Annotated in this window: 15 protein-coding genes; 13 read left to right on the top strand and 2 right to left on the bottom strand. The window is 65.9% G+C overall.

Annotated features, from left to right (window positions below):
- Positions 1-269 precede the first annotated feature (269 nt).
- The 7 genes from AC0MAZ_RS02645 (at position 270) to AC0MAZ_RS02615 (ending at position 9,199) form a co-directional block, all read left to right on the top strand.
- A complete protein-coding gene (locus AC0MAZ_RS02645) occupies positions 270-1,607 on the top strand; it encodes a TolC family outer membrane protein (protein WP_110735609.1) in 1,338 nt (445 codons plus the stop codon).
- Positions 1,608-1,652: 45 nt separating this feature from the next.
- Positions 1,653-3,809 carry a type I secretion system permease/ATPase gene (locus AC0MAZ_RS02640; RefSeq protein ID WP_203649469.1) on the top strand — a complete coding sequence of 719 codons (2,157 nt, stop codon included), beginning with the start codon at positions 1,653-1,655 and terminating at the stop codon, positions 3,807-3,809.
- Positions 3,799-5,175 (top strand): HlyD family type I secretion periplasmic adaptor subunit, encoded by a 1,377-nt coding sequence (locus AC0MAZ_RS02635; RefSeq protein ID WP_186734130.1) that lies wholly within the window; start codon positions 3,799-3,801, stop codon positions 5,173-5,175. Before AC0MAZ_RS02640 ends, AC0MAZ_RS02635 begins: the two co-directional genes overlap by 11 nt.
- Before the next feature lie 339 nt (positions 5,176-5,514).
- Positions 5,515-6,414, top strand: a complete 900-nt coding sequence (locus tag AC0MAZ_RS02630) for a TauD/TfdA dioxygenase family protein (RefSeq protein WP_232854963.1) — start codon at positions 5,515-5,517, stop codon at positions 6,412-6,414.
- A gap of 18 nt (positions 6,415-6,432) precedes the next feature.
- Complete coding sequence (locus tag AC0MAZ_RS02625) at positions 6,433-7,452, top strand: ABC transporter substrate-binding protein (RefSeq protein ID WP_232854964.1); 1,020 nt, start codon at positions 6,433-6,435, stop codon at positions 7,450-7,452.
- Between the two features lie 6 nt (positions 7,453-7,458).
- Complete coding sequence (locus AC0MAZ_RS02620; RefSeq protein WP_028689252.1) at positions 7,459-8,322, top strand: ABC transporter ATP-binding protein; 864 nt, start codon at positions 7,459-7,461, stop codon at positions 8,320-8,322.
- A gap of 13 nt (positions 8,323-8,335) precedes the next feature.
- Entirely contained in the window at positions 8,336-9,199 is an 864-nt protein-coding gene (locus AC0MAZ_RS02615) for an ABC transporter permease (RefSeq protein ID WP_203649476.1), read from the top strand.
- Positions 9,200-9,303: 104 nt separating this feature from the next.
- On the opposite strand, the gene AC0MAZ_RS02610 is transcribed toward AC0MAZ_RS02615, so the two are convergent.
- Complete coding sequence (locus AC0MAZ_RS02610; protein ID WP_203649485.1) at positions 9,304-9,861, bottom strand: WCX domain-containing protein; 558 nt, start codon at positions 9,859-9,861, stop codon at positions 9,304-9,306.
- 206 nt (positions 9,862-10,067) lie between these two features.
- Between AC0MAZ_RS02610 and AC0MAZ_RS02605 the strand changes: the two genes are divergently transcribed.
- The 6 genes from AC0MAZ_RS02605 (at position 10,068) to AC0MAZ_RS02580 (ending at position 16,161) form a co-directional block, all read left to right on the top strand.
- Entirely contained in the window at positions 10,068-10,880 is an 813-nt protein-coding gene (locus AC0MAZ_RS02605) for a tetratricopeptide repeat protein (protein WP_475860081.1), read from the top strand.
- Positions 10,881-11,143: 263 nt separating this feature from the next.
- The gene (locus AC0MAZ_RS02600) at positions 11,144-11,581 is read left to right on the top strand and encodes a MarR family winged helix-turn-helix transcriptional regulator (RefSeq protein WP_028689248.1); all 438 of its coding nucleotides are present in this window, start codon (positions 11,144-11,146) and stop codon (positions 11,579-11,581) included.
- On the top strand, positions 11,578-13,665 hold the full coding sequence (locus tag AC0MAZ_RS02595) for an FUSC family protein (RefSeq protein ID WP_475860079.1): 2,088 nt from the start codon (positions 11,578-11,580) through the stop codon (positions 13,663-13,665). The genes AC0MAZ_RS02600 and AC0MAZ_RS02595 overlap by 4 nt, the downstream gene beginning before the upstream one ends.
- The gene (locus AC0MAZ_RS02590; RefSeq protein ID WP_016392395.1) at positions 13,662-13,874 is read left to right on the top strand and encodes a DUF1656 domain-containing protein; all 213 of its coding nucleotides are present in this window, start codon (positions 13,662-13,664) and stop codon (positions 13,872-13,874) included. The genes AC0MAZ_RS02595 and AC0MAZ_RS02590 overlap by 4 nt, the downstream gene beginning before the upstream one ends.
- Complete coding sequence (locus tag AC0MAZ_RS02585; protein ID WP_475860077.1) at positions 13,871-14,746, top strand: efflux RND transporter periplasmic adaptor subunit; 876 nt, start codon at positions 13,871-13,873, stop codon at positions 14,744-14,746. The genes AC0MAZ_RS02590 and AC0MAZ_RS02585 overlap by 4 nt, the downstream gene beginning before the upstream one ends.
- Complete coding sequence (locus AC0MAZ_RS02580) at positions 14,743-16,161, top strand: efflux transporter outer membrane subunit (RefSeq protein WP_475860076.1); 1,419 nt, start codon at positions 14,743-14,745, stop codon at positions 16,159-16,161. Before AC0MAZ_RS02585 ends, AC0MAZ_RS02580 begins: the two co-directional genes overlap by 4 nt.
- Before the next feature lie 136 nt (positions 16,162-16,297).
- Here the strand turns inward: AC0MAZ_RS02580 and AC0MAZ_RS02575 are convergent, their stop codons facing one another.
- On the bottom strand, positions 16,298-17,041 hold the full coding sequence (locus AC0MAZ_RS02575) for a penicillin-binding protein activator LpoB (RefSeq protein WP_203649489.1): 744 nt from the start codon (positions 17,039-17,041) through the stop codon (positions 16,298-16,300).
- Positions 17,042-17,044 lie beyond the last annotated feature (3 nt).

Raw genomic sequence — 17,044 nt, 5'->3', positions numbered from 1 at the left:
AATGTTTTTGACGCTGATTTGCGTCAATTTTACGTCTATAATTTCTGGCTATTAAGTTTATGCCAAACTATTGACCTTCTGGCTGCCATCCTAAACAATCGCCAAGGTAATGTCACATTGATATTTGGCCAGCTAAGCCCTTTCTTTTGTATTAATCGCACTGCCTATTCGGAAGCTTCCTACATACAGGATCAGGGTTTGCCATTTTCCAGGGCAGGCACGGCTTCGGCTGTGATTTGGGACAACAGCTCTCTCGGGAACCAGTAAAAATGCGTGCGTCACTGTTCACCGCTCTTCCTTTCGCTCTCGCCGCCACATTCGTTCAAGCACAAACCTTGCCCGAAGCCATGCAGAAGGCCCTCGAGGTCCATCCGGAAATCCAGGCCGGCGTGAACGCCCGCACGGCTGCGGACTATCAGCTGCGCGCTGCCCAGGGCGGCTATTTGCCGCGGGTCGACGTGACCGCCGGCTATGGTCGTGAGGGCACCGACAGCCCGAGCACCCGCAACCGCTGGGAGACCCTGAACCGTGGCGAGTCGGCTATCCGCCTGCGGCAGATGGTCTTCGACGGCTTCGCCACCTCCAGCGAGGTTGGCCGTCAACAGGCCACTGTCAACGCCCGCGCCTACTCCCTGCTGGGGACCTCCGAGCGCACCGCGCTGACCGTCGCCCAGGTCTACCTGGACGTGCTGTCGCGCCGCGAGATGGTGCGCCTGGCCGAAGACAACCTGCGCAACCACGAGCGCATCCTCGACCAGATCAAGCTGCGCACCAGCCGCGGCGTCGGTCGCCTGGCCGACCTCGACCAGGCCGAGGCGCGCCTGGCCCAGGCCCGCAACAACCTGATCACCGAGCAGACCAACCTGGCCGACGCCAACACCAACTACCTGAGCGTCGTCGGCCAAATGCCCGACGAGTTAAGCACGCCCGCGCCATTTGTCGACCTGCTGCCGGCCACCCTCGACGAGGCTCGCCACCAGTTGGTCGAGGAAAGCCCGATCCTGCGTTCGGCCGAGTCGGACATCGCCGCCGCCGAGAAGCAATACGAAGCGGCAAAGTCTACGTTCTATCCACGTTTCGATGCCGAACTCGGACGAACGGCCGACAACAACCTCGACGGCGCCGTCGGCCACAACAACGAATGGCAGGCCATGCTGCGCATGAACTTCAATTTGTACGCCGGTGGCAGCAACAAGGCCGACCTGGAATCGAAGTCGTACCTGGCCAACCAGGCCCTGGACATTCGCAACAACGCCTTGCGCCAGCTCAATGAGGAGTTAGGCTTGGCATGGAATGCTCTGGAGAACGCCAACGCCCAGGTGCCGATCGCCCAGCAGTATGTCGATCACAGCAACCGCGTGCGCAGCGCCTACCAGCAGCAGTTCGGCCTGGGCGAGCGTACCTTGCTCGACCTGCTCGACAGCGAGAATGAAACCTTCACCGCCCAGCGTCGTCTGGTAGAGGTGAAGAACACACAAATGTTTACTCAGTACCGAATCAAGGCGACCATTGGTCAACTGCTCAAGAGCCAGGGTGTCGTAGCACCGATGGCCTCCGTTGTGCAGAACGACCTGAAACCCAAGGTGAACCTGCCAGGCATGAACTGAAAGGCGCACCTTGAATCACCCCCGCAAGGATGAAGAGAGCGCCGCGTGGAATCCGAAGTCAGTCGAGTCCAACTCAGCCACGATCCACGCAGTCAGCATGACGACCCGCTGCTGGACAGTCTGCTGACCCTGTGTGTCCTGCACCAGAAGCCCGCCAGCCGGGCCATGCTGACCACCGGGCTACCCTTGCCCTCGCAGCGCCTGACCGCCGAACTGCTGCCCCGCGCAGCCGCCCGGGCCGGGCTGCAGGGGCGCCTGCTGCAGCGCAAGCTCGAGCAGATCCCCAGCATCGCCATGCCGGCGATGCTGCTGCTCAAGGAAGGCCGCTGCGCCGTGCTGCTCGGCTGGGAGAACGAAGACACCGCGCGCCTGCTGCTCAGCGAGAGCGACGGCGGCGAGGTGCATGTCACCCGTGAAGCGTTGCAGGGCGACTACAGCGGCAAGGTGTTCTTCGCCCAGCCGCAGCACAAGTTCGACGTCAACCACGGCAACCTGATCCCGCGCGCGCGCTCCTGGTTCCGCGACACCCTGCTGCGCAGCAAGTGGCTGTACATCGATGCCATCGCCGCCAGCCTGGTGATCAACCTGATCGCCCTGGCCGCGCCGCTGTTCGTGATGAACGTGTACGACCGCGTGGTGCCCAACCAGGCCACCTCGACCTTGTGGGTGCTGGCGGTCGGCATCGCCGGCGCCTATGTCTTCGACCTGATCCTCAAGGGTTTGCGCAGCCTGTGCCTGGACCTGGCCGGCAAGAAGACCGACCTGATCATCTCGGCGACGCTGTTCGAGCGCATTGTCGGGATGTCGATGAAGTACCGCCCGGCGCGGGTCGGCAGCTTCGCCCAGAATATCCACGAGTTCCAGGGCCTGCGCGACTTCCTCGCCTCGCTGACCCTGACCAGTCTGATCGACCTGCCGTTCACGTTGCTGATCCTCATGGTCATCGCCATCATCGGTGGGCACCTGGTGTGGATTCCGATCCTGGCCTTCCCGTTGGCGCTGGGTATCGGCTACGCCCTGCAGAAGCCGTTGATGGCGACCATGGAGCGCACCATGGCCCTGGCCTCCGAGCGCCAGTCGAGCCTGATCGAGACCCTCGCCGGGCTGGATGCGGTCAAGGTCAACAACGCCGAGAGCGAGCGCCAGTACATGTGGGAGCAGACCCTCGGCACCCTGAGCCGCCTGGAGCTGCGGGTGAAGGTGCTGTCGGGCCTGGCCATGAACATCACCGCGCTGATCCAGCAACTGGCCGGCGTGGCGATGATCTGCGTGGGCGTGTACCTGATCATCGACGGCAACCTCAGCATGGGCGGCCTGGTGGCCTGCTACATGCTCAGCGGTCGCGCCCTTGGCCCGCTGGGCTCGCTGAACGGCCTGCTGGCCCGCTACCAGCAAGCCAAGGTGACCATGGTCGCCACCGACCAGATGATGGAGCTGCCCCAGGAGCGCAACTTCGAGGAGCGCCCGCTGAGCCGCCAGGTGCTGCAGGGCGCCATCGAATTCCGCGGCGTCGAGTTCACCTACCCGAACCAGCAGAACCAGGCGCTCAAGGGCATCAACCTGAACATTCGCCCGGGCGAGAAGGTCGGCATCATCGGCCGCAGCGGCTCGGGCAAGAGCTCCCTGGCCAAGCTGATCGTCGGCCTGTACGAGCCGGACAACGGCTCGCTGCTGGTCGATGGCGTGGACATTCGCCAGATCGACGTCAGTGAACTGCGCCACAACATCGGCTACGTGCCCCAGGACATCCAGCTGCTGGCCGGTACCCTGCGCGACAACCTGGTCAGCGGTGCCCGCTACATCGAGGACGAGCTGATCCTCCAGGCCGCGGAGCTTGCCGGCGTGCACGAATTCGCCCGCCTGCATCCGGACGGCTACGAGCTGCAGGTCGGCGAGCGTGGCCAGAACCTCTCCGGCGGCCAGCGGCAGAACGTCGCCCTGGGCCGGGCACTGCTGCTCAACCCGCAGATCCTGCTGCTCGACGAACCCACCAGCGCCATGGACAACACCGGCGAGGAGCGTCTCAAGCAGCGCCTGGCCGCGGTGATCGAGAACAAGACCGTGCTGCTGGTCACCCACCGGGCGTCGTTGCTGTCGCTGGTGGACCGATTGATCGTCATCGATCGTGGACAGATCGTCGCGGATGGCCCGAAAGCCGCCGTCATGGATGCGCTGAAGAAGGGGCAGATCAGTGTTGCATAAGCTGGATATCGGGCGTTTCAAGGACAACCTGCGCCGCTACTTCAAGGGCTCCGAGTCGTTGGCCGGGCAGCCGTTGCCCGAGGTCAACAAGGCGCTGATCGAGGACGCGCCACGGGTGGTGCGCCTGACCATCTGGGGCGTGATCGCGTTCTTCCTGTTCCTCATCATCTGGGCCAGCGTCGCGCCCATCGACGAGGTGACGCGCGGCGAGGGCAAGGCCATCCCGTCTTCCAAGGTGCAGAAGATCCAGAACCTTGAGGGCGGCATCGTCGCCGAGATATTCGCCAAGGAAGGGGAGATCGTCGAGGTCGGCCAGCCGCTGCTGCGCCTGGATGAAACCCGCTTCGCCTCCAACGTCGACGAGACCGAGGCCTCGCGCCTGGCCATGGCCCTGCGCGTGCAGCGCCTGACGGCCGAGGTCGAGGACAAGCCGCTGCAGATCGACGAAGAGCTGCGCAAGGCCGCGCCGAGCCAGGCCGCCAACGAACAGTCGCTGTACCTGAGCCGTCGCCAGCAGCTGCAGGACGAGCTTGGCGGCCTGCAGCAGCAGCTGGTGCAGAAGCAGCAGGAACTGCGCGAGTTCAACTCCAAGCGCGCCCAGTACGCCAACAGCCTGCAGTTGCTGCGCCAGGAAATCGCGATGTCCGAGCCGCTGGTGGCCCAGGGCGCGATCTCCCAGGTCGAGGTGCTGCGCCTGCGTCGTGCCGAGGTCGAGAACCGTGGCCAGATGGACTCCACCGCCCTGGCCATCCCCCGTGCCGAGGCGGCGATCAAGGAAGTCGAGAGCAAGATCGAGGAGACCCGCGGCAAGTTCCGCAGCGAGGCGCTGACCCAGCTCAACGAGGCCCGCACCGAGCTGAACAAGGCCACCGCCACCAGCAAGGCGCTGGACGACCGCGTGCACCGCACCATGGTCATCTCGCCGGTGCGCGGCATCGTCAAGCAGCTGCTGGTCAACACCATCGGCGGGGTGATCCAGCCGGGCAGCGACATCATCGAGATCGTGCCGCTGGACGACACGCTGGTGGTCGAGGCGAAGATCCTGCCCAAGGACATCGCCTTCCTGCACCCGGGCCAGGAAGCCACGGTCAAGTTCACCGCCTATGACTACACCATCTACGGCGGCATGAAGGCCAAGCTCGAGCAGATCGGCGCCGACACCATCACCGACGAAGACAAGAAGACCACCTACTACCTGATCAAGCTGCGTACCGACAAGAGCCATCTGGGCACGGACGAGAAGCCGCTGTTGATCATCCCGGGGATGGTGGCCACGGTGGATATCATGACCGGCAAGAAGACCATCATGAGCTATCTGCTCAAGCCGATCATCAAGGCCCGCAGCGAGGCGCTGCGCGAGCGCTGACAGTCATTACGGGCCCCCTGTAGGAGCGGCCTTGTGCCGCGAAAGGGCTGCGAAGCGGCCCCAGGATTTCAGTATTGAGCAAAGATCGCCGGGGCCGCTTCGCAGCCCTTTCGCGGCACAAGGCCGCTCCTACAGGTCGGCGTATGGCCTGAAGTGCAACCCCTTCATATGGATATGCCGTAACGGTATTTAAAATACTGTTCTTATGACTTTATAGTCACTCCCACTGCGTACCCGCCGACCAATCGGCGCGCCGCACGACTCGAACCCACACGGGCAATCCCCGTGCGTTTCCGATCGTTGCGCGCCCTGAAGTCGCGCACTGCGTGGGAGTGAACAATGCCAGCCGCCTCGAACGCCTTGTCGACCATCGACAGCGCCCTGCCGCAAACCTTCGACATCCGCCCGTTCCCCGGCGCCGTCGGTGCCGAGATCATCGGCCTCGACCTGGCCCGTGCGGTCAACGCCGAGGATTTCACCCGTATCCACCGCGCCCACCTGGACCACCACGTCCTGGTGTTCCGCGACCAGCGCATCACCCCTGAACAGCAGATCGCCTTCAGCCGCCGTTTCGGCGAGCTGCAGATCCATGTGCTCAAGCAGTTCCTGCTCGCCGGCCATCCCGAGATCCTGATCGTGTCCAACATCGTCGAGGACGGCCGCAACGTCGGCCTGGGCGATGCCGGCAAGTTCTGGCACTCGGACCTGTCGTACAAGGAGCTGCCGAGCCTGGGCTCGATGCTGCACGCCCAGGAGCTGCCCAGCGAGGGCGGCGACACCTTGTTCGCCGACATGCACAAGGCCTGGGACGCCGTGCCCGAGGCCCTGCGTCGGGTCGTCGAGGGCCGCAGCGCCGCCCACTCCTACACCGCCCGTTACGCCGAGACCAGGTTCGAAGGCAACTGGCGCCCGACGCTGACCGCCGAGCAACTGGCCCAGGTCCAGGAGGTCATCCACCCGGTGGTGCGCACCCACCCGGAAAACGGCCGCAAGGCGCTGTTCGTCAGCGAAGGCTTCACCACCCGTATCGTCGGCCTGCCGGATGACGAGAGCCGCGACGTGCTGCAACAGCTGTACGCCCTGAGCGTGCTGGAGCAGAACATCTACCGCCATCAATGGCTGCCCCACGACCTGGTGTTCTGGGACAACCGCTCGCTGATCCACCTGGCCAGCGGTTGCCCCGCGCACCTGCGGCGCAAGCTTTACCGCACCACCATCCAGGGCGATGCCCCGTTCTGACGACTGAGGAAACACACCATGCGCAACTCCATCAGCCGCCTGGCGGCAAGTATCGGCCTGGGCGCCAGCTTGGTTCTAGGCAGCCTGGCGGCGCCGACCGTGGCCCACGCCGAAGGGCAGATCCGCATCGCCGAGCAGTTCGGTATCGTCTACCTGCTGCTCAACGTGGTCCGTGACCAGCAACTGATCGAGAAGCACGGCAAGGAGCAGGGCCTCGACATCAAGGTCGACTGGGCCCAGCTGTCCGGCGGCGCGGCGATCAACGACGCGTTGCTGTCCGGCTCGGTGGACATCGCCGGCGCCGGCGTCGGGCCACTGCTCACCGTGTGGGATAGAACCCGCGGCCGGCAGAACGTCAAGGCCGTCGCCTCGCTGGGCAACTTCCCGTACTACCTGGTCAGCAGCAACCCGAATGTGAAGACCATCGCCGATATCTCCGACAAGGACCGTATCGCCGTCCCGGCGGTGGGCGTGTCGGTACAGTCGCGCTTCCTGCAGTATGCCGCCGCCCGCCAGTGGGGCGACAAGGAGTACAACCGCCTCGACAAGTACACCCTGGCCGTGCCGCACCCGGACGCCACTGCGGCCTTGCTGGCCGGCGGCACCGAGCTCAACGGGCACTTCTCCAACCCGCCGTTCCAGGACCAGGTGCTGGCCAACAAGAACGTGCACGTGGTGCTCAACAGCTACGACCTGCTCGGCCCCAACTCACCGACCCTGCTGTTCGCCACCGAGAAGTTCCGCAAGGACAATCCCAAGACCTACAAGGCCTTCGTCGATGCCCTGGCTGAAGCCGCCGACTTCGCCCAGAAGGACAAGGCCGCCGCCGCCGACACCTACATCCGAGTGACCAAGGCCAAGATCGACCGCGAGGCGCTGATCAAGCTGATCGACAACCCGCAGTACGAATTCACCGTCACGCCGAAGAACACCTACAAACTGGCCGAGTTCCTCTACCGGGTCGGCGCGATAAAGAACAAGCCCGAATCGTGGAAGGACTATTTCTTCCAGGATGAACGCCCGTTGCAAGGGAGCTGAGCGCCGATGACCGCCCCATTGCCAGGCCACACGGCCAGCAACCTGAGCCGTGTCGCCACCCCACCGCTGCTGGCGGTGGACAACCTGAGCCTTGAATACCGCACCGCCCAGCGCGTGGTGCGGGCCACCCACCAGGTCAGCTTCGAGGTCGACCGCGCCGACCGTTTCGTCCTGCTCGGCCCGTCCGGCTGCGGCAAGTCCACCTTGCTCAAGGCCGTGGCCGGCTTCATCGAACCCCGGGAAGGGCAGATCCTGCTCCAGGGCCAGCCGGTGCGTGGCCCAGGGCCGGACCGTATCGTGGTGTTCCAGGAATTCGACCAGTTGCCGCCGTGGAAGACGGTGAAGCAGAACGTGATGTTCCCGCTGCTGGTGTCCGGCCAACTCAAGCGCGCCGAGGCCGAGGAGCGGGCGCTGCACTACCTGGAGAAGGTCGGCCTGGCCGCCTTCGCCGATGCCTATCCGCATACCCTTTCCGGTGGCATGAAAGCCCGCGTGGCCATCGCCCGGGCATTGGCCACGCAGCCAAAGATCCTGCTGATGGACGAACCGTTCGCCGCCCTCGACGCCCTGACCCGGCGCAAGATGCAGGAAGAACTGCTTCTGCTGTGGGAGGAGGTGCGCTTCACCCTGCTGTTCGTCACCCACTCCATAGAAGAGGCACTGGTGGTGGGCAATCGTATCCTGCTGCTGTCGCCGCACCCCGGGCGGGTGCGGGCCGAGGTGCACAGCCACCAGTACGATCTCGGCAGCCTCGGTGCCAGCGACTTCCAGGCCAGTGCCCGGCGCATCCACCGGCTGCTGTTCGACGAGGCCGATGCCTCGACGCCAGCGGACGATCTGGGCTTCAACGATATCCGTATCGCCTACTGACAGGAGCCAGGGCATGACAACGACACCTGTACGCCAGGAATACGAAGTGCAGCTGCAACCCCTGCCGGGTGTGCCGCTGGAGCGCGAGCTGCCGGCGGTGCAACGCTTGTGGCAGCAGGGCTGGCTGCGCAAGGCCGTGATCCTGGTACTGCTTGCGGTGGTCTGGGAGGCCGTGGCCCGCTATACCGGCAACGACCTGCTGCTGCCGAGCTTCCTGCAGACCGCCAGCGCGTTGTGGGACGGGTTGCTCAGCGGCGAGCTGCCGGCCAAGGTCGGCGTATCGCTGGTGGTGCTGCTCAAAGGCTATGTGCTGGGCATCGTCCTGGCCTTCGGCCTGACCAGCCTGGCCGTCTCGACGCAAGTGGGGCGCGACCTGCTGGGCACTCTGACCTCGATGTTCAATCCGCTGCCGGCCATCGCCCTGTTGCCGCTGGCTTTGCTCTGGTTCGGCCTGGGTGACAACAGCCTGATCTTCGTGCTGGTGCACTCGGTGCTGTGGGCGCTGGCGCTGAACACCTACGCGGGCTTTCTCGGCGTGTCCGAGACCCTGCGCATGGCCGGACGCAACTACGGGCTGCGCGGCCTGCGCCTGGTGCTGCACATCCTGGTACCGGCGGCGCTGCCATCGATCCTGTCAGGGCTGAAGATCGGCTGGGCTTTCGCCTGGCGCACGCTGATCGCCGCCGAGCTGGTGTTCGGTGCCAGCAGCGGCAAGGGCGGACTGGGCTGGTACATCTTCCAGAACCGCAACGAGCTGTACACCGACAAGGTGTTTGCCGGGCTGGCCGTGGTGATCCTGATCGGCCTGCTGGTGGAGGGGCTGGTGTTCAACACCCTGGAGCGGCTGACCGTGCGGCGCTGGGGCATGCAGCGCTAGATTCGTGCTGCCGGTGTTGCCTTCTTCGCGGGTAAACCCGCTCCCACAGGTTATGCATGGACCCTGTGGGAGCGGGTTTACCCGCGAAGAAGATCACGCAAAACTCAATCCCGATATTGCGCCGCCGCACTGGCCAATGTCCGCGCTATCTCCTCGCGCAACGCCTGCGGCGCTTCCACCACCAGCCCTTGCCCCTGGCTCAGCAACCACAACCGCAGGGGCCAGCCATCCGCCACCGTCGCCCGCAGCCGGTGCCCCTGCTCCAGGGCGGTCAGCTGCATGTCGGCGGTCAACGGCGCTTCGCGCAGCCGGCGGGCCAGCAGGTCGCTGATCCATGCCTGCAATTCGACGCCTTCCCCTTGCCCGGGCTGCAGCGTATCGCCGCGCAGATAACCCTGCAGATCGAAATTCCCACGCAGCTCGCCACCGGCATTGGCCGACCAGTGCCAGCCAAACGGGATGCTCTTGTCGTTGCGCTCCAACGGAAAGATCAGCGACAGCTCGTTGAGATCACGCTCGACCGTGCGTTTGCTGACGGTGAAGCCCACGTCACGCAGGCGCCACACCAGTTCGGCACTGGTGATCCCGGGGGAGCGGCTGGGCAACTGACGGAGCAGGGCCCATTGGCGGCTGAGGGTGGCGCGGGTGGTGGCGAACGGCAAAAGGAAACGTCCTTGTCTAGGCTTGCCGGCATAGGATGGCGGCACGGGTAGGGCATGGCAATTGGCCACAGCGTGCTCAGATCAAGGAAGATGCATTTGGTTGCCTGGGATCAATTCGTTCGCGACAGGTTTTGTCGTGGCGTCGCGCAGAATCACGCCTCACCACAGTGGAGGTTGGAGCTGTGGGTCGTTCAATGAGGATGAACATGTCTGCCGCCAGCAATATCCATTCGCTGCTCGCCCGGCTTCTCCCCGAGCGGATCGTCCCGGTCCCGGCACGCCCCGGGCAGCGCCACAGGCTGTTCGCCGGGATCGGCATGCCCAGCCAGCAGGCCCTGAGCGGCGAGCGCTTCGGCCTGACTGATCGGCTGGACGAGGCGGTCGACCTGCAGGCGGTCTACCATGACCTGTGCCGCCAGGCATTGCTGGGCAATGTCGGGTCGCTCAACGACCTGGGCTGGATCTGGCTCAACGGCAAGTACTGGCGTGGCGACACCGTGCTGGCCGGGCACCTGCTGCGCATGGCCGCCCTGCAGGGCAATGCCGCGGCCTGGTTCAACCTGGGCCAGCAGCATTACTTCGGCAAGGGCGTGGAGGTCTCGTACACCAACGCGGCCGAATACTACCGCCATGCCTTCGAGCGGGGCATGGTGCATGCCGCCGCGGCGCTGGGCGACTTGTACGAGGAAGAGGTGTGCGAGGGCGACCAGGTGTGGCAGGTCGACCTGCTCGAGGCCTACCAGTGGTTCCTGCGCGGTGCCCAGCGCGGCGAGACGCGCTGCCGCTTCGAGGTGGGTTACCGGTTGTTGCATGGGCTGTATGTCGAGGCGGACACCAAGGCCGGGCTGTATTGGCTGGAGCTGGCGGCGGCGACCGGCGTGATGCAGGCGGCCGAGGAGCTGGCCGTGCATTTCAGCAGCTGCGACGCGGCGCGCTACCTGGGCTGGCGCGACCAGGCGATCCAGATGGGCAGCACCCTGGCGCTGACCATGAAGCTGGAAGACCAGATCCAGCCGTGAGGCAAGGTTCAGCGCGGCCCCTGTAGGAGCGGCCTTGTGCCGCGAAAGAGCCGCGTAGCAGCCCCGGCGATATCAGCTTGATGCACGAAACATGGGGGCGCTTCGCACCCCTTTCGCGGCACAAGGCCGCTCCTACAGAGATCGTGATATCCGGGTAGATGAACAACCTTTCATCGTCTCCCTCCGTCACCCCCGGTTGACGACAGGGGTAGGGCAGGGCGTATATTGATAGTTAGCAAACTATGAATATCCTCGGTTCCCACATGTCCCTTGACGCACTGCACCTGAAAATCAGCAGCGGCATGGTCGTGGCTGCCCGTCACTGGCGTCGCCTGTGCCAGGGCGCCCTGACCGGCTACGGCATTTCCGAAGCCTGCGCCGTGCCGCTGCTGATGATCGTGCGCCTGGGCGACGGTGTGCACCAGGTGGCGGTGGCGCAGGCGGCCGGGCTGGAAAGCCCGTCGCTGGTGCGCCTGCTCGACCAGCTGTGCAAGGCCGGCCTGGTCTGCCGCAGCGAGGATCCTCTGGACCGCCGCGCCAAGGCCCTGAGCCTAACCGTCGAGGGCCGCGCCCTGGCCGAGTCCATCGAAGGCGAGCTGGTGCGCCTGCGCCGTGAGGTGCTCGGCGGTATCGACCAGGCCGACCTGGACGCCACCTTGCGGGTGATCCAGGCGTTCGAAGCCGCGGGCGTGATGCCATGAACGGCTTCTTCAGCTCGGTGCCCCCGGCCCGCGACTGGTTCTATGGCGTGCGCACCTTCGCCGCGTCGATGATCGCCCTGTACATCGCCTTGCTGATGCAGCTGCCGCGCCCGTACTGGGCCATGGCCACGGTGTACATCGTCTCCAGCCCGTTCCTCGGCCCGACCACCTCCAAGGCGTTGTACCGGGCGCTGGGTACGTTGCTGGGCGCCGGCGGGGCGATTCTCCTGGTGCCACCGCTGGTGCAGTCGCCGCTGCTGCTGAGCATTGCCATCGCCCTGTGGACCGGCACCCTGCTGTTCCTTTCGCTGAACCTGCGCACGGCCAACAACTACGTGCTGATGCTGGCTGGCTACACCCTGCCGATGATCGCCCTGGCGGTGGTCGACAACCCGTTGGCAGTGTTCGACGTGGCTTCCTCCCGGGCCCAGGAGATCTGCCTGGGCATCGTCTGCGCGGCGGTGGTCGGCGCGATTTTCTGGCCGCGCCGGCTGGCACCGGTGGTGGTGGGCGCGACCGGCAACTGGTTCGCCGAGGCGATCCGCTACAGCGATACCTATTTGGCCCGCGAGGCCAGCGCCGACAAGGTCGGCGGCATGCGTGGCGCGATGGTCGCCACCTTCAATTCGCTGGAATTGATGATCGGCCAGCTCGGCCACGAAGGCGCCGGCCCGCACACCCTGAAAAATGCCCGTGAGCTGCGTGGCCGGATGATCCACCTGTTGCCGGTGATCGATGCCCTGGACGACGCCCTGATCGCCCTCGAGGGCCGCGCCCCGGCCCAGTTCGCTCAGTTGAAGCCGGTACTCGACGCTGCCCGTGAGTGGCTCAAGGGCACTGCCGACAGCGCCTCGGTGGCGCGCTGGACCGCCCTGCACGAGCAGATCGACCGTCTGCAGCCCGGCGCCGCTGCCATCGACCAGCGTGCCAAGCTGTTGTTGTCCAATGCCCTCTATCGCCTGACCGAATGGGCCGACCTCTGGCAGGACTGCTGCACCCTGCAGCACGCACTGCGCAAGGACGACGCCACGCCGTGGCGCGCGGTCTACCGTCACTGGCGCCTGGGCCGGCTGACGCCGTTCTTTGACCGTGGCCTGATGCTCTATTCGGTGTTCTCCACCGTCACCGCCATCATCGTCGCCTGCGGCCTGTGGATCGGCCTGGGCTGGAACGACGGCGCCAGCGCGGTGATCCTCGCCGCGGTGTCGTGCAGCTTCTTCGCCGCCATGGACGACCCGGCGCCGCAGATCTACCGGTTCTTCTTCTGGACCCTGATGTCGGTGATCTTCTCCAGCCTGTACCTGTTCCTGGTGCTGCCCAACCTGCACGACTTCCCGATGCTGGTGCTGGCCTTCGCCGTGCCGTTCATCTGCGTCGGCACCCTGACCGTGCAGCCGCGCTTCTACCTTGGCACCCTGCTGACCATCGTCAACACCTCGACCTTCATCAGCATCCAGGGCGCCTACGACGCCGACTTCTTCACCTTCATCAACGCCAACCTGGCTGGCCCCGTGGGCTTGCTGTTCGCCTTCATCTGGACCCTGGTGGTGCGCCCGTTCGGCGTGGAACTGGCGGCCAAGCGCATGACCCGCTTCACCTGGCGGGACATCGTCGAAATGACCGCGCCGGCCACCCTGGCCGAGCACCGCCAGGTCGGCGTGCAGATGCTCGACCGGCTGATGCAGCACCTGCCACGCCTGTCGCAGACCGGCCAGGACAGCGGCGTGGCCCTGCGCGACCTGCGCGTGGGCCTGAACCTGCTCGACCTGCTGGCCTACCTGCCGCGTGCCGGCGCCGAGGCCCGCGAGCGCCTGCGCACGGTGATCGAGGAGGTCGGCAATCACTACGCCGCCTGCCTGCGCGCCGGCGAGCGCCTGCATGCCCCGGCGGCGCTGCTGCGCAACATGGAGCGTGCGCGCCTGGCGCTGAACCTGGACGAACTGTACGAACGCGGCGACGCCCGCACCCACCTGCTGCACGCCTTGAGCGGCCTGCGCCTGGCGCTGCTGCCGGGCGTGGAAGTGATGCTCGAGCCTGCCGAGCAAACGCAACTGCCCCCCGGGCTCGACGGAGCGCCCCTGTGATCGGTGAACTGGATATCAGCGGGGTATTCCTGCCCACGCTGCTGGTGATGATGTTTGGCACCTACCTGCTGTTCCTCGGGGTGCACGCGGTGCTGGTGCGCCTGCATTTCTACCGCCTGGTCTGGCACCGGGCGCTGTTCAACGTTGCCCTGTATGCCGTGCTGCTTGGCGCGGTGGACCACTTTTGCCGAAGCCTGATGCTGCCATGAAAAAACCTTTGCTGACCCTGGGCCGCGTGGTCCTGACCTTGCTGGTAGTGACCTTCGCCGCCGTGCTCGTGTGGCAGATGGTGGTGTACTACATGTTCGCCCCCTGGACCCGCGACGGCCATATCCGCGCCGACGTGATCCAGATCGCCCCGGATGTGTCCGGGCTGATCCAGAAGGTCGAGGTGCGTGACAACCAGACCATCAAGCGCGGCGACGTGCTGTTCACCATCGACCAGGACCGCTTCACCCTGGCCCTGCGCCAGGCCAAGGCGACCCTGGCCGAGCGCCAGGAGACCCTGGCCCAGGCCTCCCGCGAGGCGCAGCGCAACCGCAAGCTGGGCAACCTGGTGGCGGCCGAGCAGCGTGAAGAGAGCCAGTCCCGCGAAGCCCGCGCCCGCTCGGCGGTGAACGAGGCCCAGGTGCAGGTGGATGTGGCCCAGCTCAACCTCGACCGCTCGGTGGTGCGCAGCCCGGTGGACGGCTACCTCAACGACCGCGCCCCGCGCGCCCACGAGTTCGTCAGCGCCGGGCGCCCGGTGCTGTCGGTGGTCGACAGCGCCTCGTACCACGTTGACGGCTACTTCGAAGAGACCAAGCTGGGCGGTATTCATATCGGCGACGCCGTGGAGATCCGCGTGATGGGCGACAACACCCGCCTGCGTGGCCGCGTGCAGAGCCTGGCCGCCGGCATCGAGGACCGCGACCGCAGCAGCGGCGCCAACCTGCTGCCCAACGTCAACCCGGCGTTCAGCTGGGTGCGCCTGGCCCAGCGGATTCCGGTGCGCATTGCCTTCGACGAAGTGCCGCAGGACTTCCGCATGATCGCCGGGCGCACCGCCACGGTGTCGATCATCGAGGGCCAGCATCCATGAAACAGCTGATCCTGGCGGGGCTGTGCCTGTCCCTGGGCGCCTGCATGATGGTCGGCCCTGACTACGAACTGCCCAAGGACGCCGCCGTGCAGCGCGGCGACCTCAATGGCCCGCTGCGCCAGGATGCCGACAGCGTGGTCTCGGCGCCGGTGCCCGAGGACTGGTGGCAGCTGTACCAGGATCAACGGCTCAACGAGCTGGTGCGCCAGGCCCTGGGCGCCAACACCGAACTGCGCGTGGCCGCCGCCAATATCGCCAAGGCCCGTGCCCAGGTGGAGGTGGCCGAGTCCCAGGGCGGCTTCAACGGCGGCGTCAAGCTGGGCGCCCAGCGCCTGCAGGAGTCCGGCGAGGCCTTCCTGCAGCCGGAGAAGGTGCCGGTGGCCAATATCGGCGAAGCGATCATCAGCGCCAGCTACCAGTTTGACCTGTGGGGTACCTTCAAGCGCGGCACCGAGGCCGCCAAGGCCAACGCCGACGCGGTGCAGGCCGCCGCCGACACCGCGCGCATCACCCTGGTGGCCGATGTGGTCAAAGCCTATACCCAGGTGTGCTCGGCCAACGAGGAGTACCACATTGCCCGCGAATCGCTGGACCTGCAGCAGCAGAGCGTGCAGCTGACCCAGCGCCTGCGCGACGCCGGGCGTGGCGACGAGACCCAGGTCACCCGTTCGCAGACCCAGTTCAAGTCCCTGCGCGCCGAATTGCCGCGCTTCAAGGCCGAACGTGAGGCGGGCCTCTACACCCTTGCTGCGTTACTGGCCAAGCCGGTCGAGCAATTGCCCGCCGGCACCGCCGATTGCGCCGAACTGCCCCATCTGTCGCAGCTGGTGCCGGTCGGTGACGGCGCGGCCCTGCTCAAGCGCCGTCCGGACGTGCGTCAGGCCGAGCGCCAGCTGGCGGCGGCCACCGCCAGCATCGGCGTGGCCACCGGCGCGCTGTACCCGGACATCAGCATCGGCGCCCAGGTGGGCACCATCGGCATTCTCGAGAATCTCGGCGAGCCGGCCACCAACCGCTGGGGCTTCGGCCCGCAGATCAGCTGGAACATCCCCACCAACGGCACCCGCGCGCGCATCCGCATGGCCGAGGCCTCGACCCAGGCGGCGCTGGCGCATTTCGACGGGGTGGTGCTCAACGCCATTCGCGAAACCCAGACCCGCCTGGCGCAGTACAGCGCGTTGCTGGACCGACGCGACGCACTGGCCGAGGCGGAGCGCTCGGCCAAGGAGTCGGCGGACCAGACGCATCTGCGTTACCGGGTTGGGCGTGAGTCGTTCCTGGCGGACCTGCAGGCGACGCGGACCTATACAGACGTGCGGGCGCAGCTGGCGGCGGCCAACAGCCAGGTGGCGATGGGGCAGATCGGGGTGTTCCTGGCCTTGGGTGGCGGCTGGAAAGGCAGTGCCAGACCCTGATGATTCCCCTGTAGGAGCGGCCTTGTGCCGCGAAAGGGCCGCATAGCGGCCCCGGCAGCAGTAATGCATGAATCGCTGGGGCTGCTCTGCAGCCCTTTCGCGGCACAAGGCCGCTCCTACAGGGATTGCGTGTGGCTTAGTTCAGCACCTGCGCCGGCTCATCCGGCGGCAGGTTGTCCCGGCCGCGTGGCTGCTTCGGCTGCCCGGGCACGGAACCGCCCAACTGCTCGGCCAGCTGCTGCGCCACATCCTCGCCCAGGGCCTTCGATACATCACGCACCACCCGCGGACGGTTCAGCGTCACGCGGCGGTCCTGGCTCTTCACCAGCTTGGTGTCCTGCCCCTCACCCATGGCGGTGAACGCCGAGGTGATCTCGTAGGTGCGGGTGTTGATCAGGCTGAAGTCGGCGACCACGGTCAGGCCCAGCACCGCCGAGTAGCTGTCGGTGTGGTCCAGCGAGTTGATGTCCTGCTGGAAGTCGATGTCCGACAGGGTGCCGAACAGCACGTAGTCGGCACCCTTGAACGCGCCGTTCTTGATGCGGCGGATCACGTCGTAGACGTCTTCCTTCGAGTCGGCGGTATAAGGGCGGCCCTGGACCAGCTGGAACATGCCGGTCTTGAGGATCTCACCCTTGATGTCGCCACCGAACTTGCGCAGTTCGGTCTGCTCGATGTAGCTGTTGAGGCTCTCGTACTCGCTGTAGCTCGACTGGCCGCTGGCGTGGTACATGCCGGCCTGGCCGCTGCTCTGGGCGTTGATGGTGTGGATGTACTCCTCCACCTGCGCCTGATAGGCCAGGTCGGTCACTGCCACCTTGGGGGCCGCCTGCGCGCCGAAGGCGCAGGCCAGGCCGATGATTGCCATCCATGCACGCATTGA

The sequence above is a fragment of the Pseudomonas sp. A genome (genome assembly GCF_056270345.1).
The sequence above is the reverse complement of the archived record's forward strand: the minus strand, read 5'-3'. Positions and strand labels throughout refer to the sequence as shown.

Coding starts and splice junctions, on each gene's coding strand:
- AC0MAZ_RS02575 (WP_203649489.1), bottom strand. CDS start 17,041: ATGCGTGCATGGATGGCAATCATCGGCCTGGCCTGCGCCTTCGGCGCG.
- AC0MAZ_RS02595 (WP_475860079.1), top strand. CDS start 11,578: ATGAACGGCTTCTTCAGCTCGGTGCCCCCGGCCCGCGACTGGTTCTAT.
- AC0MAZ_RS02600 (WP_028689248.1), top strand. CDS start 11,144: ATGTCCCTTGACGCACTGCACCTGAAAATCAGCAGCGGCATGGTCGTG.
- AC0MAZ_RS02625 (WP_232854964.1), top strand. CDS start 6,433: ATGCGCAACTCCATCAGCCGCCTGGCGGCAAGTATCGGCCTGGGCGCC.
- AC0MAZ_RS02585 (WP_475860077.1), top strand. CDS start 13,871: ATGAAAAAACCTTTGCTGACCCTGGGCCGCGTGGTCCTGACCTTGCTG.
- AC0MAZ_RS02605 (WP_475860081.1), top strand. CDS start 10,068: ATGTCTGCCGCCAGCAATATCCATTCGCTGCTCGCCCGGCTTCTCCCC.
- AC0MAZ_RS02630 (WP_232854963.1), top strand. CDS start 5,515: ATGCCAGCCGCCTCGAACGCCTTGTCGACCATCGACAGCGCCCTGCCG.
- AC0MAZ_RS02620 (WP_028689252.1), top strand. CDS start 7,459: ATGACCGCCCCATTGCCAGGCCACACGGCCAGCAACCTGAGCCGTGTC.
- AC0MAZ_RS02645 (WP_110735609.1), top strand. CDS start 270: ATGCGTGCGTCACTGTTCACCGCTCTTCCTTTCGCTCTCGCCGCCACA.
- AC0MAZ_RS02580 (WP_475860076.1), top strand. CDS start 14,743: ATGAAACAGCTGATCCTGGCGGGGCTGTGCCTGTCCCTGGGCGCCTGC.
- AC0MAZ_RS02615 (WP_203649476.1), top strand. CDS start 8,336: ATGACAACGACACCTGTACGCCAGGAATACGAAGTGCAGCTGCAACCC.